Raw genomic sequence first — 23233 nt, 5'->3', positions numbered from 1 at the left:
TGTCTCGCTTGGATGATTGCATAGGGGTTCAGACCGGGCCGGTCAGGGCCCGTTCGACCAGGGCGCGTTGCTGTTCGATATGGATCGTATAGTAGCCGACGGCCGGCGACGGCGATTGTGCCCGTCCGGCGTAGGTCAGGGACTGGTCATCGCGCACGCAGGCCTGCAGGTGATGGCGGATCTGGTACCAGGCGCCCTGGTTCTTCGGCTCTTCCTGGCACCAGATGACCTCGGAGGCATTCGGAAACTCGGCGATGAATTCGGCCACCTGTTCTTCGGGGAACGGGTAGAGCTGTTCCAGCCGCAACACCGCGACCTTGCGGATTTCCTCTTCGTCGCGAATCTGGACCAGGTCGTAGTAGACCTTGCCCGAGCACAGGATGACCCGTTCGATTTCTTCGGTGTCGCCGGGTCCGCGATCGCCGATCACCCGCTGGAAATGCCCTTCGGCCAACACCTTCATTTCGGACGTGGACGCCTTGCTGCGCAGCAGGCTCTTCGGGGTCATCACGATCAACGGCTTGCGGGTGGGCTGCAGCACCTGGCGGCGCAGCAGATGAAACATCTGCGCCGGCGTCGACGGTATGCACACCTGGATGTTGTAGTTGGCGCTGAGCTGCATGAAGCGTTCGAGGCGCGCGCTGGAATGCTCCGGCCCCTGGCCTTCGTAGCCGTGCGGCAGGAACAGCGTCAGTCCGCACAGACGGCCCCACTTGGCTTCGCCCGAGGCCAGGAACTGGTCGATGACCACCTGCGCGCCGTTGACGAAGTCACCGAACTGGGCCTCCCAGATCACCAGTGTTTCCGGCGCCGCGGTCGCGTAGCCGTACTCGAATCCGAGAACCGCCTCTTCGGACAGCAGGGAATCGATGACGGAAACATGAATGTCGTCCTTCAGCCTGCCCAGCGGAAGCAGGGTGGCCCCGTCCTTCTGGTTGTGCAACACGGCGTGCCGGTGAAAAAACGTTCCCCGGCCCGAGTCCTGGCCGACCAGCCGAAGGCCCGTGCCTTCGTCGATGAGCGTGGCGTAGGCCATGGTTTCCGCGAAGCCCCAGTCCATGGGAATTTCGCCGGCGGCCATTTTGCGGCGATCCTCGATGACGCGTTTGACCCGGCTGTGCAGTTCGAAGCCATCGGGCAGCGTGGTCAGGCGCTCGGACAATTCGCGAATCCGTTCGGCCGGAACCGCGGTCTCGACGATGGCGGGTAATTCCTTATTGGTGAAATCGTGCCAGTTGGCGGCGTATTCATTGGTTCGCGGCTGGGTGGTGACGTTGGCCACCTGGTCGCCGCGGTCGAGGTGGTCGCGATAGCGCTGCATCATCGCGTCCGCCGCAGACGAATCGATGATTCCCGCCTGCACCAGCTGGTCGGCGTATTTCTGCCGCGTCGTGTCCATCGCGCGGATGGTCTGGTACATCAGCGGTTGCGTTGCGGCCGGCTCATCCGCTTCGTTGTGGCCGTGCCGGCGGTAACAAAACAGGTCGATGACGACGTCGCGCTTGAACTTGGTGCGGAAGTCGCAGGCGATCTTCATCACGTGGTGCACCGCCTCGGGGTCGTCGGCGTTGACGTGGAAGATCGGTGCATTGACCATCTTCGCCACTGCGGTGCAATAGGGGGTCGACCGCGCGTCCCGTGGGTCGCTGGTGGTGAAGCCGACCTGGTTGTTGACCACGATGTGCAGGGTGCCGCCCACGGCGAAACCCCGCGCTTCGGACATCTGAAACAACTCCATGACCACGCCCTGGCCGGCGAAGGCCGCGTCGCCGTGGATCAGGATCGGCATCACCTGGTCGTAAGACTCGTCCTTCCGGCGAATCTGACGCGCCTTGGCGGAGCCGACGACCACCGGGTCGACGATTTCCAGGTGCGAGGGATTGAAGGCCAGCGCCATGTGCACCTTGCCACCCGGTGTCTGGATATCGGATGCGAAACCCAGGTGATACTTGACGTCGCCTGAACGCAGCGGGTCGTGATCCTTGAGTTTGCCCTCGAATTCATCGAACAGCATGGCGGGGGATTTGCCCAGGATGTTCACCAGCACATTCAGACGCCCGCGGTGGGCCATGCCGAAAACGATCTCTTCCACGCCCTGGCGGCCGGCGTGGAGCATGGTTTCGTGCAGCAGTGGAATCAGGCTGTCGCCGCCTTCGAGTGAGAACCTTTTCTGGCCCACGTAGCGGGTATGCAGATAGCGTTCGAGGCCCTCGGCGGCCGTCAGCATCTCCAGAATGCGCACCCGCTCCTCATCGTCGACCTGGTGGTAGCCGGAACAGCCTTCCAGCCGTTCCTGCAACCAGTAGCGTTTTACCGTGTCGACGATGTGCATGTACTCGACGCCGATGCTGCCACAGTACACCCGCTCGCAAAGCTCGATGATGGCGGACAGTTTCATCCGCTTGGGGGCCACCAGGGTGCCGGTATCGAACTCGAGGTCGAGATCGGTCTCGTCGAGGTCGTTGAACGCCAGGGTCAGGTCGGGCACGGGGTCGCGGTGCGGGCGGCCGAGCGGATCGAGCCGGGCCATCTCGTGGCCGCGGATCCGGTAGGCGTTGATGAGCTTGAGGACCGCCGCTTCCTTGTGGTCGGCGATGCGGCTGTCCTGCATCGCGGAGGCCGGAAGTTGCCCGAGCTGCCGGAAGCGCTCCCGGATGACCAACTGTCCCTGCTCGCCGTCGGCCTCGCCGTCGGCCACGGCCGCGAACTCGCGCGCCCAGTGTTCGGGCACGCTGGACGGGTCCTGCAGCCAGGATTCGTACCAGTCTTCGATGTACGCTGCGTTCGCTCCGAACAGATGGGATGAGCGGTACAACGCTTGGAGTTTTCGTTCCACGGCTCTGGCGTTTTGATGTTTCGCGGTAGAAAAAAACCGGAACGACGACATCACTCCGGCGCAGTGCTCCATTATAACCGAGCCCATCCTGCAAGGGCACCGTCTTACCCGTTCCGGGCAGGGCGGAATCAGTCGGTGGCGTCAGGCATTTCGAGGATCAGGTGGCCCCGGTTGACCAGCCGGGTGACCAGGTCAGTCAATTCCGGGTCGGCCGCGCCCTCGAGGCGCCAGCAGGCACCGGCGCAAAGTCGCTCGGCGTCGGCGGTTCGGCACTCGATGCATTCACCGGCCGCGTACAGGCGGGCCGCGCCCCGGTGCGGCGTCCACGCCAGGCGGGTCCAGGGGTTGCGATGCAGCAGTGCGCCGGTTTGCAGTGCCGACGCCACGGCTGGGGCGGCCAGCGGCGTGTCCGGGGCTGCCGGCGCGTGGGCCAGGCGGTAGGTGCTGAGAAATCGGCCCAGAAATTCGTCGGAAATGGCGGGCCCGTTCACGGCATCACCCAGCAGGGCCGAGAACCGGTCACGGGCGGCCCCGTCGATTTCACCGGGACGTGGACTCGTGCCGAGCCGCGGGTCGGTATAGCGCTCACCTTCTTCGCCGTGCTCGGCCAGCCATTCTCCGAGCGCGATCAGCAGATCGGCCTGGCTGGGCGCACGCAGGCCGATGGACCAGGTCATGCACAGATCGAGCGCGACGCCGTGATGCGCCACGCCCGGCGGCAGATAGAGCACGTCCCCAGGTTCCAGATCCCAGTGGGTTTCGGCATCGAACCGCTGCAGCACGTCGAGTTCGCAGCCGGTGACGCGTTCCGGGTCGAAGTTCCGGCTGATGCTCCAGCGCCGCCGCCCGCTGGCCTGCAGCAGAAATACGTCGTACTGGTCGACATGGGGCCCCACGGATCCGCCCGGAGCGGCCACGCTGGACATCAGGTCGTCGATCCGCCAGGTGGGGAGAAAACCGAACGCTTCCAGGATACCGGTCAGGGGAGGGTAGTGTTTCTCGACGTCCTGCACGAGCAGGGTCCAGTCCGATTCAGGCAGCTCCAGCAGGTCGGATTCACCGAACGGCCCGTGCCGCAGGCGCCAGTCATGCTCGGGGTAGCGGCCGCTGACCAGGCGGGCTTCCGCCAGTTCTTCGCAGGCCAGTCCGGCGATGTCCTGAGGGTCGAGCTCCGGTTCGAAATCGGGAAACACCTGCCGCAGCAGGCAGGGTGTGGACTGCCAGTAATCCCGCAGAAAGCGGTCGACCGGCATGTCGCCCAAGCTGCGCAGCGGCGGCGTCCGCTGAACGATCAGAGCCACGCTCGGGATATCCGCCGGCCGGCCGGTTCAGGTGCCCGTTTCGGGCAGTGAGTCGTTTCCGGTCCGTCCGTCCGGCTCCTCGCCGTCCGCCTGCGCTGCCGCCTGCCGCGCCAGATCTGCGGCGTATCCCACGTAGCGGGCGGGGGTGAGCTCCAGCAGCCGTTGGCGCTCGACGTCGGGGATTTCCAGGGTTTCGATGAACGCGCGGAATTCTGTGGCCCCGACCCGTTTGCCACGAGTCAGTTCCTTGAGCCGCTCATACGGATTGTCCAGCCCGAACCGGCGCATCACGGTTTGTACCGGTTCGGCCAGGACTTCCCAGTTGTCGTCGAGATCGGCCTGCATCGCGGTTTCGTTCGCTTCCAGCTTGGACAGGCCTTTGGTCAATGAAGCGAGAGCGATGGCGACGTGTCCGTAGGCGCTTCCGAGCGAGCGCAGGGTCGTTGAATCGGTGAGATCCCGCTGCCAGCGTGAGACCGGCAGTTTTTCGGCCAGGTGGGCGAGCAGGGCATTGGCCAGCCCGAGATTGCCCTCGGCGTTTTCGAAGTCGATCGGGTTGACCTTGTGCGGCATGGTTGACGAACCGATTTCCCCGGCCACCGTGCGCTGGCGGAAATAGCCCAGCGAGATATAGCCCCACACGTCGCGGCACAGGTCCAGCAGGACAGTATTGAGCCGCACCTGTGCATGAAACAGTTCGGCCATCCAGTCATGTGGTTCGATCTGGGTGGTGTGGGAATTCCAGTCGAGACCGAGCGACGTCACGAATTCACGTGAAAGTGCCGGCCAGTCGACATCGGGATAGGCGACGAGATGCGCGTTGTAATTGCCAACGGCGCCGTTCATCTTGCCGAGAAATTGCTGCGCGCCGATCTGTTTGCGCTGCCGTTCGATGCGCCGCAACACGTTGGCGACTTCCTTGCCCACGGTGGTCGGCGATGCGGGCTGGCCGTGGGTGCGGGACAGCATGGGGCAATCGGCCAGGCTCCGCGCCAGTGTGGCCACGTCGGCGGCAACAGCCTCGGTCTGCGGCGCCAGTATCTCCCGGTGCAGGTCCCGCAGCATCAGCGCGTAGGCCAGGTTGTTGATGTCTTCCGAGGTGCAGGCGAAATGCAGAAACTCGCTGCGCCGCCCCAGTTCCGGGTTTTCCTCGAAGCGCTGCTTCAGAAAGTATTCCACCGCCTTGACGTCGTGGTTGGTCGTCGCCTCGAGCCGTTTTATCGCCGCGGCTTCTTCGGGTCCGAAGGTTTGCAGCAGCCGCTCGAGGAATTCGTGCGCCGCGTCGGTCAGGGTCGGCAGTTCGCCGATTCCGGGATGTGCGCTCAGTGCCTGGAACCAGCGCACTTCAACGATGACCCGGCGGCGGATCAGGCCATACTCGCTGCAGTACGGGCGCAGGTCGGCGGTTTTCGCTCCGTAGCGGCCGTCAACGGGCGCCAGGGCGGTGAGTTCGGACAGATCAAGCACGTGTGAATCCTGTCGGGCGGGGGTGTCGGTGTCGGCCCCGTATTCTACCCGGGTCGGCCCGCCGGTTGTATCTCCGTCCGTGCTGACGTTGGCCGTGCGGGCCACGTACAATATCGGTCCGGCCACACGACAACCCAGGAGACGGAGCAGGAAATGACGGCAGAATTCCGAACGGAGCGCGACAGCATGGGCGAACTGCAGGTGCCCGCGGATGCCTGGTGGGGCGCGCAAACCCAGCGGGCGGTACAGAATTTTCCCATCAGCGGTCTGACCATGCCGAGCGGATTCATCCGTGCGCTTGGCCTGATCAAGGAAGCGGCGGCGCGCGCGAACCGCGAACTCGGCCTGCTCGATGCGGACCGTGCCGCGGCAATTGAAGCGGCGGCGCGCCGCGTCGCGGCAGGCGAAGTGGACCGGCATTTTCCCATCGACGTCTTCCAGACGGGGTCGGGAACCAGCACCAACATGAACGCCAACGAGGTCATCGCACACCTCGCCAACGAAGGCAATGAGCTGGGTGTCCATCCCAACGATCACGTCAACATGGGCCAGAGCTCGAATGACGTGATTCCCACCGCCATCCAGGTCAGCGCCAGCATGGCGGCCACCGACGGGCTGATTCCGGCGCTCCGCCACCTGGCCGAAACGCTCGACATCAAGGCCGAGGAACTGGACGGGGTGGCCAAAACGGGCCGCACGCACCTGATGGACGCCATGCCGGTCACGTTCGCGCAGGAACTGGGCTGCTGGTCCAGCCAGGTGCGCAGCAACATCAAACGAATCAAGAGTGCGCTCAAGCGCCTGCGGCGGTTGCCACAGGGCGGCACGGCCGTAGGTACCGGCATCAATGCGCATCCGGAATTCGGAACGCGGGTGGCCGCCGCGCTGCGTGAGACGACGGGCGTCAAATTCCGGTCAGCGGACAACCTGTTCGAGGGCATCAGCTCGCAGGACCCGGCGGTCGAACTCTCGGGCCAGCTCAAGACCCTGGCCTGCAGCCTGATGAAAATGGCCAATGACCTCCGGTTGATGAATTCGGGACCGTTGGCGGGCATTGGCGAGATCGAACTGACCGCGCTTCAGCCGGGTTCATCCATCATGCCCGGCAAGGTCAATCCCGTCATACCCGAGGCGGTTTGCATGGTGTGCGCGCAGGTCATCGGCAACGATTCCACCATCACGGTGGCCGGTCAGTCTGGATTGTTCCAGCTTAACGTCATGCTGCCCGTGGTCGCGCAAAACCTGCTGCAAAGCGTCGAGATTCTGACCAATGCCAGCCAGTTGCTGGCCGATTCGGCGATCGCCGGTTTCCGTGTGCGCGAAGACGTTATCCGCAGCGCGCTGGAACGCAACCCCATCCTGGTGACCGCGCTGAATCCGGTCATCGGCTACGAACTGGGTGCGAAAACCGCGAAGGAAGCCTACCGGCAGGGGCGGCCCATCAAGGATGTCGCCCGCGAGATGACCGACCTTTCCGACGAGGAACTGGATCGCCTGCTCGATCCGCTGAACATCACCCGCGGCGGCATTCTCGAATAGATGCGATCAGGCCGGCGGCCTGCCGTCGGCCAGGTCACGGCGGGCATACACGCCGCCGACCGCCGGATCCGGAATCAGGCCGCGCTCGGCGAGCGCGGCCGCCAGTCCGTCCCCCGGCCGGGGTTCGGAACACGCCGTGCCCGCCCCGGATTTTGCGGCCGTTTCGTCCGGCTCGCCGTCACGTGTGAAGTCCGTGACAATGATGGCGTCGGGCGCCCGGCGATCATGCAGCGCCAGTGCTTCATGCGCACGGCACAGCACGATCACCGGCCGGCCCGTTTGCTCTTCACGGGCCGGCATGCCGACCGGCTCCACGACATCCGCCAGCCCGCATTGCCGGATCAGTTGCCGGTCCTGCTCAGATCTCGTGTCGCGCTGCAGGCGGACTCGGGACAGGTCGGCGAGGTCGCAGCACAGCCGGACGTCGGAGTCGTTGCTGCACACCACCGACAGGCCGTTTCGCCGGCGATGCAGTTCCTGCGCCCACTGGTATATCCGCAGGCGAAAGCGGAAATGCGCGCCCGACCGGCTGGCGTAGCGGCCGATGCGCCGGTCGCCGAGCACGGAATTGGCGGGCTCGATCCGTCCGTCGCGCACTAGTCCGGTCAGGCGCCTGGTGCGCTCCTCCAGGCTGAACAACCGTCGCACCGTGGCGTGCCCGTGTGCCGCGATGCGGTCGCGCTCTTCCGAATGTTCCAGGTACTTGCGGATTTTGCCGGTCAAGTCGTCCGCATCGTCGTATGTGACGAGGTCCTGTCCGTCCGTGAACAGGTCGTCCAGGCCGGCCAGGGTGGACAGCCGATCGGTCAGCAGGAAACCGCCGGCGGCCAGTACTTCGAAGTTGCGCAGGTTGAGGTCACCATTGAGGCTGCAGTTCAGGCTGATCCGGGTGCGGTTGTAGGTCGAATACGCCCGTTTCTGCGGCATCCGGCCCACCTGGAGAGGCAGGCCGCTGGAGCGGATGGCGTTCAACAGGCGAACCCGCAGGGGATGGTGCTTCCCGGTCTGTCCGACGAAACAGGCCTCGGGCCGGGTCGGGCCGGCAGGTTGACGAAAATCGTCTGCCAGCAGCAATGCCGGAATCCAGGCCAGAGGACCCAGGCCGGCCTCGGCATACCAGTGGGCATGCTGCCTTTTGTGGTCGACGACATAAAAGTCGTAGGGTTCCGCGGTCGCGTAGTCGATGAGCCGTTCCAGCGGCGCGGTGCCGTGGTGACTGTCACCGAAGATCAGTACGGACGGCAGGTCGACGCCGGCCAGGTTGGCCGGTTGATTGCGCATGAAGCCGTCCACGCGCGCCAGCAGAAGCTCGGGTCGCTCGGCTGCCGGCAGGCTGCCGATCAATGCGGCGATGTCGTACGGTGCGGCGGTCGGCGTGCGCAGGCTCCGCACCCGTCCGTCCACCGAGAACGCATTCTCGTAGTCCGGCCCGCAGACGACGCAATCCGCGGCGTACCCGGGCGGCGGCATGTAATGACGTGCGGTGTGCGTGCTGAACAGAATCCGTTGAAAGGGCGAATTCACACGCTCGCCGGCTCTAACTGTCGGTTGCCCGGCGCCGCAGCCACAGGGCGCCCGCCAGGAATACCGCGGCGACGGCGAGGCCACCCAGCATCTGCAGCGAGAACAGGCGGGCGAGGATGTTCATGACCGTGACCGAGTGATCGAACGCATCGGTGACGGGAACCCCGAGCGCCACTTCACCGGTACCGTCGTGCACCTGGGCGGTCATGATGGCCGGGCTGTTGGAAATCCATTCGCCAATGAGGCCAAACAGGCTGCTGTCGAGCGTGAAGGTGCGCAGGAAGTCGATCCAGATTTGCAGTATCGCGAAAACGATCGGTGGCAGGACCGCGAACAACAAGGGAATGCGTGGTGCGAACGCCGATACCAGCAACAGCCAGCCGTGAAACGGAAGAAACCAGATTGACGCGGCCAGGTAGCTGAGCAGGACCACGGACCAGGCCTTGACCGGATTGACGACCCCGAGAAACAGGGTCCATGGATTCTCTCCGACCGACCAGACGATGATCACGCAGATCAGGGCCATGACGATGTGGGTCGCGACGAACATGATCCAGAACATGACCGGAGCGACCACCATGCCGGCCGCCAGCTTGGACCCGATGGTCAGCAGGTCGGATGCAGGCAGCGATTTCCAGAACAGGATGCTGCGGTCCTTGCGGTCGTCGTACAGTGAGCCCAGCAGGTAGAAAAACACCACGACCGACAGCACGACGGTAAACAGCACGGAGCTGCCGATCATCACCTCGTACAGGTGCTCTGCGCGGAAATCCCGGGGTTGGCCGGCCAGGAACCGGATGCCCTCACGAAAGGTATACAAATCGTTGTCGAAATGTGCCGTGGTGAACAGCGACATCAGCAGCAGGGCCACGTACACGCCGCCGATGACCATCGGCGTGGTGCGGAACGCGCCCTTGTTCTCCCAGAATTCCCGGCGCGTGAGCGCGATCAGCCGTTTCATGCCTCACCTCCGCTCAGGGTGGCGACGAACAGGTCGGCGACGCTCGGCGTGTGCAGCTCACCCAGTTGCGCCAGCCGTTCCCGGTCGGCGTCGACAAACAGCAGAATGTGGCGGCCGAACATCTCCCGCTCGTGGATCGGTCCCTGGCTCCGTGCGGCTTCCAGGTCGGCCGGGGTGACCATCAATTCCACGTAGCGCGCCTGGACCTCTTCCATGCTGCAGTTCAGGGCGAGGCGGCCGTCGGCGATGAACACCAGGTCGGTCAGGATGTGTTCCACTTCCTCGACCTGGTGGGTGGTGATGACGATGGTTCGTTCTTCGTCGAAATAATCGCTCAGCAGATTGGAGTAGAACTCCTTGCGGTACAGGATGTCCAGGCCCAGGGTGGGTTCATCCAGCACCAGCAGGCGGGCGTCGATGGACATGACCAGGGCCAAGTGCAGCTGTGCGACCATGCCTTTGGACAGCTGCTTCACTTTCTGATCCGGAGTGACCCGCGTGCGCGCCAGGTACTGCATGCAGCGTTCGCGCGAAAAGCGCGGGTGAATGTTCTCGGTGAGGTCGATCAGCTGACTGACCCGGATCCAGCGTGGCAGCACCGCGACGTCGGCGATGAAGCAGACATCGTTCATCAGGCGGGCCCGCTGCCGTGAAGGATCGAGGCCCAGCACGCTCAGTTCGCCTTCGAAGGTGGCGAGACCGAGGATGGCCTTCATCATCGTGGTTTTGCCGGCGCCATTCGGCCCGATCAGTCCGACGATGCGGCCCACCGGGATATCGATGTCGATCCGATCGAGTGCCTTCAGGCGGCCATACTGCTTGGTCAGTCCCCGGGCGGAGATGATCGGATTCATGATGGCGACTCCCCGTCATCGGTGATGTTATTGAGCAGTTCCGCCGGATCCATGCCGAGTTGCCGGATGCGTTTCAGTGTGGCCGGCCACTCCTGCTTCAGAAAACGCTGGCGCTCGCTGTCGAGCAGGCTCTGCCGGGCGCCGTCGCGAACGAACATGCCCAGGCCGCGGCGTTTCTCCACCAGCCCTTCGTCAACCAGGGCCTGGTAGGACTTTGAAACCGTAATGGGATTGAGCTGCAGTTCCGAGGCGACCGTACGCACCGAGGGCAGGGCGTCACCTTCGCCGAGCGTACCGTCCAGTATCATTGCGACGGTCCGCTCCTTGAGCTGCCAGTAGATTGGCTCGATGTCGTTCCAACGGGCGCCCACGTGTCGGCGGATGCCTAGTTGAAACGAAACAGCATGAGGCTGAAACGCATCGGTGACTCCGTCCGCCCGTCCGGCGTGGACTCCTGGACGTCACTGACCGTGACGTTCTGTTCCAGGCCGGCGGCAGTGGCGGGTGCCGCCGCCTGCTCGTTCCAATCCTCCGGCGGGTCGGCGGTCCAGGCCGTGACCAGCAGTATCAGGGCGGTCAACACAGCGACCTGGTGCGGGACGCGAAGATACCTTTGACGTTTGAAGTGCAGCATGTGAATACCCGGTATTCTCAATTATCGCTTTGGTGTTGTACTGAACTATAACACCAGTTCCGAAAAAAGCCAAGGGGTTTCCCGCGCTCCCGCCGCCGCGCCGCGGAGCATGAGGCAGCTTGGTGCGGACGCAGGCGCGACAGCCGTGCTGATTTGCCTCAGCCGGCCAATCAGGGGACAATCCGCGGCTCGGAACGTCCTTGTCCGATCCGGGCACGACCTCCGTGCGACTCAAACAAGGAGTATCAACGCAATGCGATCAATTTCCGTCGCGGGACTGCTGGCCGCCCTCATTTTCAGCGCCAGTACGGCCGCCGCGCAGCCCCAGACAGAAGCCGAAAAACTCGGCTACATCATCGGTATGGATATCGGTGCATCCCTCAAACAGCAAGGCACGGAGCTCGACCTCGACGCACTTTTCGATGCCATTCGCGCCGTGTACAACGATGAAACTCCGGCGTTGTCGCCGGAAGAAGCGGCGACGATCCGCGAAGGCTACATCGCCAAGCGGCGTGCCGCGGCGGAAGCGGAACGCGAAGCCGTTGCCGGAGCCAATGCCGCCGAGGGTGACCGCTTCCTGCTGGAGAACCGCAACAAGGAAGGTGTCGTCGTCACTGACAGCGGGTTGCAGTACGAGGTCATCGAAATGGGCGACGGTCCCCGGCCCGCGGCCACCGACCGTGTGCGCGTACACTATCGCGGCACCCTGCTCAGCGGAGAGGAATTTGACAGTTCCTACGCGCGTGGCGAACCCATTTCCTTCGAACTGGACAAGGTCATCCCGGGCTGGGCCGAGGGGCTGCAACTGATGCCGGTGGGCAGCAAGTTCATGTTCTACATCCCTTCGGACCTGGCCTACGGGCCCACCGGTGGCGGACCGATCGGGCCCAATGCGACCCTGATCTTCGAAGTCGAACTGCTCGGCATCGAAGGGCAGTAGTACCGGCCCGCTCCCGCCTGCTTCCGAGGACGGACGTGCCGTGCGTCTGATCGTCACCGGTGCAGCGGGTTTTATCGGCATGCATGTCGCGCTCGCTCTGCTCGAGCGCGGCCATGCCGTCACCGGCGTGGATACGCTGGATCCCTATTACGACCCCCGTTTGAAAAGCGACCGCCTGGCCCGGCTCGAGCGCCGGGAAGGATTCCGCTTCGAGCGGCTGGACGTGGCCGATACCGCGGCCTTCGGATCGCTGGTACGCAACGAGGCTCCACAGCGGGTGGTGCACCTGGCGGCGCAGCCCGGGGTGCGTTACTCCATCGACCAACCCATGGCCTACGTGCATTCCAACCTGGTGGGCTTCGCCTCGGTGCTGGAGGCCTGTCGACATGCGGGCGTACCGCACCTGGTGTATGCGTCATCCAGTTCGGTGTACGGGGACAGCCCACAGGTGCCATTCTCCGAGCACGATCCGGTCGATCATCCCCTGTCCCTGTACGCGGCGAGTAAACGTGCCAACGAGTTGATGGCGCACGTTTATGCTCATTTGTACCGGCTGCCGGTGACGGGGCTGAGGTTCTTCACCGTCTACGGTCCCTGGGGCCGGCCCGACATGGCGCCGATCCGGTTCGCCCGCGCCATCAGCGAAGGCGAAACCATCCGGCTGTTCAATTACGGTGATCATCAGCGGGACTTTACCTACGTGGACGACATCGTTGCCGGCGTGCTCGCCGTCGCGCTGGGAGAACCGCCATCCGCCGGTGAACCCGGTGGCGATCGCGATCCGGCGTCCAGCGACGCACCGTTCCGTGTGTATAACATCGGTAACAGCCGGCCGGTGGAGTTGATGGAATTCCTGCGCGTGCTCGAAACCTGCCTGGGCCGGGAAGGGCGCTACGAGAAAGTAGCCGCGCAACCCGGCGATGTGCACAGCACATGGGCGGACTGCAGCGACCTCGAGCGGGATTACGGGTACCGCCCGGATACGCCACTGGAGCGGGGGGTCGCCGATTTCGTGGCCTGGTTCCGGGAATACTACGGCGGTTGATGCCCGCCCCGGCGGGGGATTTCATTACAATACCGGTGCCGCGACCTCCGGACGGTGTTCTGCGGGGTGGCGGACGGACACGAGGAAGTGGCATGCGAATTTCGATTGTGGGCAGTGGCTATGTGGGACTGGTCAGCGGGGCCGGTCTGTCGGAAGTGGGTCACCACGTGCGCTGCATGGACATCGACGAAGACCGGATCGACGGACTGCGCCGTGGCGTCGTGCCGATCTTCGAGCCGGGCCTCGACGCCTTGATCGAGGAAAACACACGACAGGGCCGGCTGGATTTCACCACGTCGCTGGAATCGGCGGTCGAACATGCCGAAGTGCTCTTCATCGCGGTCGGGACCCCGCCCGGCGAGGACGGTTCGGCCGACCTCAGCCACGTGCTGAACGTGGCCCGCGGTGTCGGGCATCTCCTGCAGTCCCCGCTGCTGGTGGTGGTTAAATCGACGGTTCCGGTCGGCACCTGCGAACAGGTACGTTCGGCCATCCAGGGCGCCCTGGACGAGCGGGGTGCCCAGGTGCCATTCACGGTCGCTTCCAATCCGGAATTCCTCAAGGAAGGCGCCGCCATCGCGGATTTCATGAAGCCCGACCGGATCGTGGTCGGCACCGATGACGAAGAAGCCGAACACCTGTTGCGCGAACTCTACGCCCCGTTCAATCGCAACCACGAAAAACTGCTGTGCATGGACATCCGTTCGTCTGAACTGACCAAGTACGCGGCCAATGCCATGCTCGCGACCAAGATCAGCCTGATGAATGAATTGTCCAACCTGGCCGAACGGGTCGGAGCGGACATCGAGCATGTCCGTCTGGGCATCGGTTCCGATCCGCGCATTGGTTACTCATTCATTTATCCGGGGGTCGGCTACGGGGGCTCGTGTTTTCCCAAGGACGTTCGCGCGCTGGAGCGGACGGCCAGCCAGTTTGGCTACGAAGCCGAGTTGCTGCGCGCCGTCGAGGCGGTCAACAATCGCCAGAAGGAAAAGGCGTTCGCGCGGCTCAAATCCCATTTCGGCGATGCGCTGAACAGCACCCGGATCGCGATCTGGGGGCTTTCGTTCAAGCCCAATACCGACGACATGCGCGAAGCCCCCAGCGTGGTGCTCATCCGCAGCCTGCTGGAGCGGGGCGCCGAAGTCGCCGCCCACGACCCGGAGGCCCTGGACGAGGCTTCGCGGGTGTTTGACGGTGCCGCGGGACTGCATCTCGCCGAGGATCCCTATGAGGCCGCCGACGGTGCGGACGCCCTGGTGCTGGTGACCGAATGGAAGCCTTACTGGGCACCTGATTTCGGTCGACTGCACCAGTCCATGCGTCAACCCGTGCTGGTCGACGGCCGCAATATCTGGTCGCCGGACGTGGTGCGCCGCAGGGGGTTTACCTATTACGCCATCGGACGACCCTGACGGGCCCGGGTACGGATCATCATGACCAAGCGAGCTTTGATAACGGGTATCACCGGACAGGACGGCGCGTATCTGGCTGAATTCCTGCTCGGCAAGGGATACGAAGTACACGGCATCAAGCGCCGTGCGTCCCTGATCAATACACAGCGTATCGATCATCTCTACGCCGATCCGCACGAACAGGGAGCCCGGCTGCACCTGCACTACGGCGACCTGACGGATGGTTCCAGCCTGCAGCGGACCATCCAGGCCGTGCAGCCGGACGAAATCTACAACCTGGCGGCGCAGAGTCATGTCGCCGTGTCGTTCGAGGAACCTGAGTACACCGCCGAGTCGGACGCGGTGGGAACCCTGCGCCTGCTGGAAGCCATTCGTAACCTCGGTCTCGAGCGGGCCTGCCGTTTCTACCAGGCCTCGACGTCGGAAATGTTCGGCAAGGTGCAGGAAATGCCCCAGACCGAGAGCACGCCGTTCTACCCGCGGTCGCCCTACGGCGTCGCCAAGTTGTACGCCTACTGGATCGTGGTCAATTACCGGGAAGCCTACGGTCTGTTCGCCTGCAACGGCATTCTGTTCAACCACGAGTCACCGCTGCGCGGCGAGACGTTCGTGACACGCAAGATCACACGCGGGCTGGCGCGCATCGCGCATGGGCTGGACGACTGCGTCTACCTGGGCAACCTCGATGCGCGCCGCGACTGGGGCCATGCCCGGGACTATGTCGAGGCGCAGTGGCTGATGCTGCAGCAGGACGCGCCGCGGGATTACGTGATCGCCACCGGCGTACAGCATTCAGTGCGGGACTTCGTGGTGGCGGCGGCTTCCCGCATGGGCGTCCGGATCGAATGGCGCGGTGAAGACGAATCGGAACACGCGGTTGTCGTCGCTTCGGAAAATCCGGAGCTGGCCTTTCGCACGGATGATGTCATTACCCGAATCGATTCGCGCTATTATCGCGCCGCCGAAGTCGAAACCCTGCTGGGCGATGCGTCGCTGGCGCGCCGCGAACTGGGCTGGGCACCACGCACCGAATTCGGGGCTCTGGTGGCGGAAATGGTCGACCATGACCTGCGCCTGGCTCGCGAGGAGGCGCTGGTCCGAGACGATCGGGAGCGGCTCTGATGGCGGTCGCGGAGGATCGGCCGCACCGCGTCTTCGTCGCCGGCCATCGCGGCATGGTCGGTTCCGCGCTGTTGCGGCGCCTGCAAGATGAAAACGACGTCGAAACAATCACCTGCGACCGCGCGGATCTCGATCTGACGCGCCAGTCACAGGTCGAGCAGTTTTTCGGTGACACCCGGATCGACCAGGTCTACCTGGCGGCGGCCCGGGTTGGCGGCATCCTGGCCAACGATACCTGGCCGGCGGATTTCATCCGCGACAACCTGTTGATCCAGACCCACGTCATCGATGCGGCGCACCGCGCCGGTGTGGAACGGCTGTTGTTTCTGGGCAGTTCGTGCATCTATCCCCGCCTGGCTGAACAGCCGATTCGAGAAGAGGCGCTGCTGACCGGCCCGCTGGAGGCGACCAACGACGCCTACGCGGTGGCCAAGATCGCCGGCCTGAAGTCGTGTGAAGCCTACCACCGTCAGCATGGGGCGGATTTTCGCAGCGTGATGCCGACCAATCTGTACGGCCCCGGGGACAATTTCGACCCCGAAACCAGCCACGTGCTGCCCGCGCTGTTGCGGCGCTTCGACGAGGCGGCGGCCGACGGCCGCGAATCCGTGCGGGTCTGGGGCAGTGGCCGTCCGCGCCGCGAATTCCTGCACGTGGATGACCTCGCGGACGCGTGCCTGTGCGTGATGCGGGCTGATGCCGGGACATTCTGGTCCGGGCTTCCGGAACGGGCTTCGCACATCAATATCGGGGTCGGCGAGGACATCGGGATCGCCGAACTCGCCCAACGCATCGCCGATCTGGCCGGTTACCGGGGGAGCATCGAATTCGACCCGTCGAAACCGGACGGAACGCCGCGTAAACTGCTCGACGTCGCCCGCATTCGGGCATTGGGCTGGCGTCATCGCATTTCACTTGAACAGGGGCTGCGCGCGACCCTGGAATGGATGCGCGAAAACATCGAAGGAGGGGTGCGCGGCATAACGCCGCGCGAGGACAGTTCATGAGCAAGTCACTGCAGGATCAACTGCTGGAATTGGGTTTGGCCAAGGACCGGCCGGCGGGGAAGCGCAAACGGGGCAAGCCGTCACGACGCAAGCCGCGAAAGGACGGTGGCCGTGGGCCCGGGGCCACGGCCGGGCTTGAAGCGAAGGCCAGGGCCGGGGCCGATCTCACCCTGGAAGAGGCGTTCCGCCTGCGCGAGGAGGTGGAGAAGTCCGAAGCACGCGCCGCCAAGCGCCGCAAACGCGAAGAAGACCGCCGCCGCCGCAAGATCAACGAGTCGATACGGGCCATCGTTGAACCCAACCGGTTGAACGACGCTGACGCCGAAGAAGCCCGGTATTTCATGTACAAGGGACGGATCCGCAAGGTTCACGTCACCGCGGAACAGCTCGAGGGCCTGAACGAAAACCGCCTGGGCCTGGTGTACCTGATGGGGGGCTATCACATACTCGAGCCGGGTCACGTCGATGCGGTGCGCCAGATTTCCTCGGAACACGTTGTGGACCTCGCTGCCGATACGGACGCCGACGACTCCGGTTCGGCCGATGAGGCCGAAGAAGCTTGAAGGCACCGCTGCAGCGGTTGGCGCGGCCGGTTCAGTCGTGCAGATTGGCCGGCAGCATTCGCCTGACCTGGTCGGCGTCACAGCCTTTACGCCTGGCGTAGTCCTCGATTTGATCCGGCAGCACAGGTCCGACCACGAAATACTGTGATTCGGGGTGGGCGAAGTAGTAGCCCGACACGCTCGCGGCGGGCAGCATCGCCAATCCTTCGGTAAGTTGCATGCCGGCATTTTCCGGCGCCGAGAGAACCCGGAATATTTTTTCTTTTTCACTGTGGTCCGGGCAGGCCGGGTAGCCCGGGGCAGGGCGGATGCCCTGGTAGCGTTCCTTGATCAGATCCTCGTTGCTCAGGCTTTCATCGGCTTGATAAGCCCACAGCTCCCGGCGTACCCGTTCGTGCATGCGCTCGGCCAGGGCTTCGGCCAGGCGGTCGGCCAGGGCCTTGAGCAGGATCGCCTGGTAATCGTCGTTGTCGCGTTCGAATTCGGCGACCCGTTCCTCGATGCCGAGTCCGGCGGTCACTGCGAACAGGCCGAGATGGTCGGGTCCGGCGCCCGGCGCATCCGCGGGCACGATGAAATCCGCCAGGCACAGATTGGGCCGGCCATCGGCCTTGTGTTTCTGCTGGCGCAGAAACGAAAATCGTTCGAGCGTTTCCCCGCGATCGGAGCCGGTGAAGATCACGACGTCGTCACCCCGGGCTTCGGCCGGGTAGATACCCACCACGGCGGCGGCCCGGACCCAGCGTTCGGAAACCATGCGGTCCAGCATGGCGCGCGCATCCTCGAACAGGCTCGAAGCGGTTTCACCAACGACTTCGTCCTGCAGGATGTCCGGGTAACGGCCCGCCAGTTCCCAGGTCTGAAAGAAGGGGGTCCAGTCGATGTAGTCGAGCAATTCCTCCAGCGGGTAATCCCGGAACACCGTCAGGCCGGGCCGGACGGGTGGTGGTGCTACTCCGCCGGTCCAGTCGATGGCCAGTCGGTTTTTTCGCGCCACGTCGATCGCCACCGGTGGTGCACGCCGGCTGCCCTTCGCGCGCCGCTCGCGCAGTGCGGCGTAATCCTGTGCGGTGCTCTCCTGCAGCTCGCGCCGACTGTCGCTGTCGGTGAGTTTACGTGCGACACCGACGGCTCGTGAGGCATCTTTGACCCAGAACACACCGTTTTCATACTGGGGGTCGATGCGCAGCGCCGTGTGGACGCGTGAGGTGGTCGCGCCGCCGATCATCAGCGGCAAATCCATGCCGCGGCGCGCCATCTCCTCGGCCACCTGCCGCATTTCTTCCAGTGAGGGCGTAATCAGGCCGGACAGACCCACAATATCGGCTTTTTCGCGCAGTGCCGTGTCGAGAATGGTTTCGCCCGGCACCATGACTCCCAGATCGGTGACCCGGAAGTTGTTGCAGCGCAGAACGACAGCGACGATGTTTTTTCCGATGTCGTGCACGTCACCCTTGACCGTAGCCATCAGGACATGCGCCTGTTCCTGGGCTTGCCCGCCAGCCTCGGCTTTTTCCCGCTCGATGTGGGGAATCAGGTAGGCGACGGCCTGTTTCATGACCCGCGCACTCTTTACCACCTGTGGCAGAAACATCCGGCCATCGCCGAACAGGTCTCCCACCACATTCATACCGTCCATCAGCGGACCTTCGATCACATCCAGGGCCCGGCTTGAAGCCTGGCGGGCTTCCTCGGTGTCCTCCTCGATGTAAGTGGTGATGCCTTTGACGAGGGCGTGCACCAGCCGTTCACGTACCGGGCCTTCGCGCCAGGCTTCATCGGCGGCTTCGCGCGCCGTATCGCCCTGAAAAGAGCGTGCGATGTCCAGCAGGCGTTCGGTGGCGTCCTCGCGGCGATTGAGCACCACGTCTTCGACCGCCTCGCGCAGCACCGGATCGATTTCGTCGTAAACCTCGAGCTGGCCGGCGTTGACGATACCCATGTCCATGCCGGCCTGGATGGCGTGGTAGAGGAACACCGAGTGGATCGCCTCGCGCACGCGGTTCTGGCCGCGGAACGAAAACGAGATGTTGCTCACGCCCCCGGAAATCAGGGCGCCCGGGCAGCGTTCCTTGATCCGCCGGGTGGCTTCGATGAAGTCCACGCCGTAGTTGGAGTGTTCTTCGATGCCGGTGGCAATGGCGAAAATGTTCGGATCGAAAATGATGTCTTCGGGCGGAAAGCCGACGGTTTCGGTCAGGAGGCGCCAGGCGCGTTGGCAGATCTCGACCCGCCGTTCCAGGCTGTCGGCCTGGCCATTCTCGTCGAATGCCATGATGATGGCCGCGGCGCCGTAGCGCATCACCAGCCGCGCCTGTTCGATGAACGCCGCTTCGCCTTCCTTGAGACTGATGGAATTGACGATGCCCTTGCCCTGCAGGCATTTCAGTCCGGCCTCGATCACGTCCCAGCGCGAGGAGTCCACCATCACCGGCACCCGTGCGATGTCCGGTTCCGTCGCGATGAGGTTGAGAAAGTGGCGCATCGCCGCGGGGCCGTCCAGCAGTCCCTCGTCCATGTTCACATCGATGATCTGGGCGCCGTTCTCCACCTGTTGGCGGGCCACATCGAGGGCCTCGGCGTACTGGTCGTTCTCGATCAGCCGGCGAAACACGGCCGAGCCGGTGACGTTGGTCCGCTCGCCGACGTTCACGAAGTTCAGATCTGGAGTGAGGGTCAGTGGTTCGAGTCCGGACAAACGGCAATGGCGTTCCGGCTGAGGCGGAGTGCGGGGTCTCTTGCCCTCCACGGCGGCGGCGATGCGGGCGATGTGAGCCGGGGTGGTGCCGCAACAGCCGCCGACGATGTTCAGCAGCCCTTCGGCGGCGAATTCACCGATGACCTCGGCCATGTGTTCGGGGCTGTCGTCGTATTCGCCGAGCTCGTTGGGAAGGCCGGCATTGGGATAGAGGATCACCGGGCAGTCGGCTGCCCGCGCGAGCGCGCGGATCCAGGGGCGAATCTCGGTCGCGCCCAGCGCGCAATTGAGGCCGACGGCGAACGGCTTCGCATGCCGGATGGAGTGCCAGAAGGCTTCCACGGTCTGGCCCGACAGGGTGCGTCCGCTGGCATCGACGATGGTGCCGGAAATGACCACGGGCAGGCGGTAGCCCAGCGCCTCGAACGTATCACCGATGCCGAACAGCGCTGCCTTGCAGTTGAGCGTGTCAAACACGGTTTCCACGACGAGCAGGTCGCAACCGCCTTCGCACAGGCCGAGAGAAGCCTCGGCATAGGCCTCCCGCAAACCGTCGAAGTCGATGTTGCGGAATTCCGGCCGATTGACGTCCGGCGACAGTGAAGCCGTCCGGTTGGTCGGCCCCAGCGCGCCCATGACGAATCGCGGACGGTCGGGCTCATCCGCTTCGGCGGCCCGGGCGGCCGCCACCGCCAGTTCCGCGCCGGCCCGGTTGATCTCCCGTACGCAATGAATCGTTGCGTAGTCATCCTGGGCAATCGACGTGGCGTTGAAGGTGTTGGTACCGAGCAGGTCCGCACCGGCGTCCAGGAAGGAGTCGTGGATGGCGCGAATGTCTCGGGGCCGGGTCAGGTTGAGCAGGTCGTTGTTGCCGCGCAATGGTGATTCGTGATCGGCGAAACGTTCGCCGCGGAAATCCGCCTCGCCCAGGCCCAGGCTCTGGATCATGGTGCCCATCGCGCCGTCGGTGACCAGGATGCGATCGTGCATGAGGCGGGCCAGCAGGTCGGCCCGCTGGGGGTCGCGGTAAGGCAGTGTGTTCATGGGCGAGATTTGGTTCCGTAAAGGGTCAGTACCGAAAAATTGGGGGCGCGTTTTTCGATCGCGGAAAGCGCGCAGAAGGCCACGTCGAGGCCGGCGTTTTCCGCCAGGCCGCGCAGCTGTTTCTCGGTGAATCCGAGGTTGACGTGGTTGTAGGGTTGCACGGCTTTTTCGTGCCGGTGCCGGGCCAGGGTCACGGCCAGCAGCCGCCCGCCCGGGCGCAGCGCCGACACCGCCGCGGTGAGCACGGCTTCCGGGCGCCCGGTATAGGTCAGGGCATGCATCAGCAAAACGGTGTCGAACGACTCGGGCGGAACCGGAAGTTCGTGCATGTCTCCGGTTTCGAAACGCACGTTGGAGCGCGACTTCAGCCGACGCCGGCCGGCGGCGACGACTTTCTCACTGATATCCACACAGACCACGCTGCGTGCCACCGGGGCGAGCAGTTCCGCCAGCACGCCGTCACCGGAGGCGACATCCAGCACGTCGCCCGGATCAGCCAGGTGCACCAGCGCACGGGTGGTCGCCTCCCAGGTCCGGCCGGGCGAATAATGCCGGTCCATGTCGCCGGCGACGCTTTCGGCCCAGGTATCGCCGGTTCGTTTGCGCAGCACCTGCGGGATGCGTTCCAGATCCTGCTGCACCAGAGGGTCGGAGCGGCTTTGCCTGAGCACCTGCCACAATTCCGCCAACGCCGTGTCGTCAAAGGGGGAGACAATGCGGTAATACACGAACACGCCTTCACGCCGGTCGATGACCAGGCGGGCTTCTTTCAGCCGGGCGAGATGGGTGGATACACGTGGCTGGGCCAACTGAGTGATGGCGGCGAGTTCGGCCACGCTGAGCTCCTCCTCCTCCAGCAGGAGCAGCAGACGCAGTCGTGTAGAATCGGCCAGCAGGCGGCAGTGCAGGCTCGCCTGTTGCAGATCCAGCTTTGCCAAGTCGCCCGTGGGCATATATCTCTATATCTTGATTCGAAGATATATGAAGACTATCGGTTGCGGGCGTTGAGGTCAATACGCCGGCCCCGTCGGCCCGGACGGGGCAGTATTGTGCGCCCGTAGCACGTATAATTGCAGCCCCTTCAAAGACGTGGACAGGGTGCCCCTACGATGCAGTTCGAGTTGACTGAAGAGCAGTTGATGATCCAGGCGGCGGCGCATGATTTCGCCCGCGACGAAATCGTGCCGGTTGCGGCCGGCTATGACGCCAGTGGAGAGTTCCCCGCCGCGACCATCGCCCAGATGGGTGAGCTGGGTCTGATGGGGGTTGAAGTCCCGGCTGAATATGGCGGTGCCGGCCTCGACCCCATCGGCTATGTGCTGGCGATGATCGAAATCAGCGCTGCCGATGCCGCGCACGGCACGATCATGTCCGTCAATAATTCCCTGTACGCGCACGGCATTCTGAAAAATGGAACCGAGGAGCAGAAGCAGCGTTTCGTGACACCGGTGGCTTCGGGCCAGGCGATCGGCGCCTACGCCCTGACCGAACCGCAGTCCGGATCCGACTCCGCCAACATGCGCACCCGCGCCGTGCGGTCTGAAGACGGCGGCCATTACGTGATCAACGGCAAGAAGTCCTGGATCACCTCGGGGCCGGTGGCCGACTATGTCGTTTTGTTCGCGATGACCGACCCCCAGGCCGGAGCGCGCGGCGTGTCGGCTTTTGTCATCGACACGTCGAAGGACGGGTTTGTTCGTGGCAAGACGGAGCCCAAGCTGGGTATCCGGGCATCCGCCACGTGCGAGATCGAACTGGAGGACTATCACTGCCCGGCGGACTGCCGCCTCGGTGAAGAAGGCGAGGGCTTCAAAATCGCCATGGGCGTCCTCGACGCCGGCCGCATCGGCATCGCCGCCCAGGCGGTCGGCATCGCGCAGGCCGCCTATGATGCCAGCCTCGCCTACGTGCGCGAGCGCAAGGCCTTCGGGCAGGAGATCGGATCCTTTCAGATGTTGCAGGCCAAGATCGCCGACATGAAATCCCGCCTGGAGGCCGCTCGCCTGCTGACCCTGCGTGCCGCCTGGGCCAAAGAGCAGGGTGAGAAGAGTGGCAAACGGTATACGCTCGAGGGCAGCATGGCCAAACTGTTCGCCTCCGAAACGGCGATGTGGGTGGCGCACCAGGCGGTGCAGATCCACGGCGGTATGGGGTACAGCAAGGAAATGCCCGTCGAGCGTTATTTCCGTGATGCCAAGATTACCGAGATTTACGAGGGGACCAGCGAGATCCAGCGCATGGTCATCGGCCGCCTGGAGACGGGCTTGCGCTGAATCGGTGATG

At 64.2% G+C, this 23233-nt stretch carries 18 protein-coding genes; 8 read left to right on the top strand and 10 right to left on the bottom strand.

Going from position 1 to position 23233, the window contains the following annotated elements:
- Positions 1 to 28: 28 nt before the first annotated feature.
- The 3 genes from V3330_RS03395 to purB form a co-directional block, all read right to left on the bottom strand.
- Positions 29 to 2836: a 2-oxoglutarate dehydrogenase E1 component gene (locus tag V3330_RS03395; protein ID WP_354693985.1), complete on the bottom strand. Its 2808-nt coding sequence runs from the start codon at positions 2834 to 2836 to the stop codon at positions 29 to 31.
- 128 nt (positions 2837 to 2964) lie between these two features.
- The gene (locus V3330_RS03390) at positions 2965 to 4137 is read right to left on the bottom strand and encodes a JmjC domain-containing protein (RefSeq protein ID WP_354693984.1); all 1173 of its coding nucleotides are present in this window, start codon (positions 4135 to 4137) and stop codon (positions 2965 to 2967) included.
- 27 nt (positions 4138 to 4164) lie between these two features.
- Positions 4165 to 5604 (bottom strand): adenylosuccinate lyase, encoded by a 1440-nt coding sequence (purB, locus tag V3330_RS03385; protein WP_354693983.1) that lies wholly within the window; start codon positions 5602 to 5604, stop codon positions 4165 to 4167.
- A 153-nt stretch (positions 5605 to 5757) separates the two neighbouring features.
- Here purB and V3330_RS03380 point away from each other — a divergent pair, with 153 nt between their 5' ends.
- Positions 5758 to 7143 (top strand): class II fumarate hydratase, encoded by a 1386-nt coding sequence (locus V3330_RS03380; RefSeq protein ID WP_354693982.1) that lies wholly within the window; start codon positions 5758 to 5760, stop codon positions 7141 to 7143.
- 6 nt (positions 7144 to 7149) lie between these two features.
- On the opposite strand, the gene V3330_RS03375 is transcribed toward V3330_RS03380, so the two are convergent.
- The 5 genes from V3330_RS03375 to V3330_RS03355 are packed head-to-tail and all read right to left on the bottom strand — an operon-like array spanning position 7150 to position 11116.
- Entirely contained in the window at positions 7150 to 8667 is a 1518-nt protein-coding gene (locus V3330_RS03375; RefSeq protein WP_354693981.1) for a glycosyltransferase family protein, read from the bottom strand.
- 13 nt (positions 8668 to 8680) lie between these two features.
- Entirely contained in the window at positions 8681 to 9628 is a 948-nt protein-coding gene (locus V3330_RS03370) for a hypothetical protein (RefSeq protein ID WP_354693980.1), read from the bottom strand.
- Positions 9625 to 10482, bottom strand: coding sequence for an ABC transporter ATP-binding protein (locus V3330_RS03365; RefSeq protein ID WP_354693979.1), 858 nt, complete (start codon positions 10480 to 10482; stop codon positions 9625 to 9627). Before V3330_RS03365 ends, V3330_RS03370 begins: the two co-directional genes overlap by 4 nt.
- Positions 10479 to 10853 carry a GntR family transcriptional regulator gene (locus V3330_RS03360; protein WP_354693978.1) on the bottom strand — a complete coding sequence of 125 codons (375 nt, stop codon included), beginning with the start codon at positions 10851 to 10853 and terminating at the stop codon, positions 10479 to 10481. The genes V3330_RS03365 and V3330_RS03360 overlap by 4 nt, the downstream gene beginning before the upstream one ends.
- Positions 10854 to 10867: 14 nt before the next feature.
- The gene (locus tag V3330_RS03355; RefSeq protein ID WP_354693977.1) at positions 10868 to 11116 is read right to left on the bottom strand and encodes a hypothetical protein; all 249 of its coding nucleotides are present in this window, start codon (positions 11114 to 11116) and stop codon (positions 10868 to 10870) included.
- A 253-nt stretch (positions 11117 to 11369) separates the two neighbouring features.
- Between V3330_RS03355 and V3330_RS03350 the strand changes: the two genes are divergently transcribed.
- The 6 genes from V3330_RS03350 to V3330_RS03325 all read left to right on the top strand — a co-directional run bounded on the left by V3330_RS03350 (position 11370) and on the right by V3330_RS03325 (position 17208).
- Complete coding sequence (locus V3330_RS03350; RefSeq protein ID WP_354693976.1) at positions 11370 to 12056, top strand: FKBP-type peptidyl-prolyl cis-trans isomerase; 687 nt, start codon at positions 11370 to 11372, stop codon at positions 12054 to 12056.
- Between the two features lie 40 nt (positions 12057 to 12096).
- Positions 12097 to 13101, top strand: a complete 1005-nt coding sequence (locus tag V3330_RS03345; protein WP_354693975.1) for an NAD-dependent epimerase/dehydratase family protein — start codon at positions 12097 to 12099, stop codon at positions 13099 to 13101.
- A 92-nt stretch (positions 13102 to 13193) separates the two neighbouring features.
- Complete coding sequence (locus V3330_RS03340; RefSeq protein ID WP_354693974.1) at positions 13194 to 14516, top strand: UDP-glucose dehydrogenase family protein; 1323 nt, start codon at positions 13194 to 13196, stop codon at positions 14514 to 14516.
- Positions 14517 to 14537: 21 nt separating this feature from the next.
- Complete coding sequence (gene gmd / locus V3330_RS03335) at positions 14538 to 15638, top strand: GDP-mannose 4,6-dehydratase (protein WP_354693973.1); 1101 nt, start codon at positions 14538 to 14540, stop codon at positions 15636 to 15638.
- A complete protein-coding gene (locus V3330_RS03330; protein WP_354693972.1) occupies positions 15638 to 16645 on the top strand; it encodes a GDP-L-fucose synthase family protein in 1008 nt (335 codons plus the stop codon). Before gmd ends, V3330_RS03330 begins: the two co-directional genes overlap by 1 nt.
- Entirely contained in the window at positions 16642 to 17208 is a 567-nt protein-coding gene (locus tag V3330_RS03325) for a DUF2058 family protein (RefSeq protein ID WP_354693971.1), read from the top strand. The genes V3330_RS03330 and V3330_RS03325 overlap by 4 nt, the downstream gene beginning before the upstream one ends.
- 31 nt (positions 17209 to 17239) lie before the next feature.
- Here V3330_RS03325 and metH read toward each other — a convergent pair whose 3' ends face one another.
- Both metH and V3330_RS03315 read right to left on the bottom strand, forming a co-directional pair.
- Positions 17240 to 20950, bottom strand: coding sequence for a methionine synthase (gene metH / locus V3330_RS03320; RefSeq protein WP_354693970.1), 3711 nt, complete (start codon positions 20948 to 20950; stop codon positions 17240 to 17242).
- A complete protein-coding gene (locus V3330_RS03315; protein ID WP_354693969.1) occupies positions 20947 to 21903 on the bottom strand; it encodes a metalloregulator ArsR/SmtB family transcription factor in 957 nt (318 codons plus the stop codon). Before V3330_RS03315 ends, metH begins: the two co-directional genes overlap by 4 nt.
- 156 nt (positions 21904 to 22059) lie before the next feature.
- On the opposite strand from V3330_RS03315, the gene V3330_RS03310 reads away from it, so the two are divergent.
- Positions 22060 to 23223 carry an acyl-CoA dehydrogenase family protein gene (locus V3330_RS03310; RefSeq protein WP_354693968.1) on the top strand — a complete coding sequence of 388 codons (1164 nt, stop codon included), beginning with the start codon at positions 22060 to 22062 and terminating at the stop codon, positions 23221 to 23223.
- Positions 23224 to 23233: the final 10 nt, after the last annotated feature.

This window comes from Elongatibacter sediminis (assembly GCF_037892215.1).
In the GTDB taxonomy this organism is placed as follows: domain Bacteria; phylum Pseudomonadota; class Gammaproteobacteria; order Xanthomonadales; family SZUA-36; genus Elongatibacter; species Elongatibacter sediminis.
Note: the sequence above shows the minus strand (reverse complement) of the source record. Positions and strands in the feature narration are given on the sequence as shown.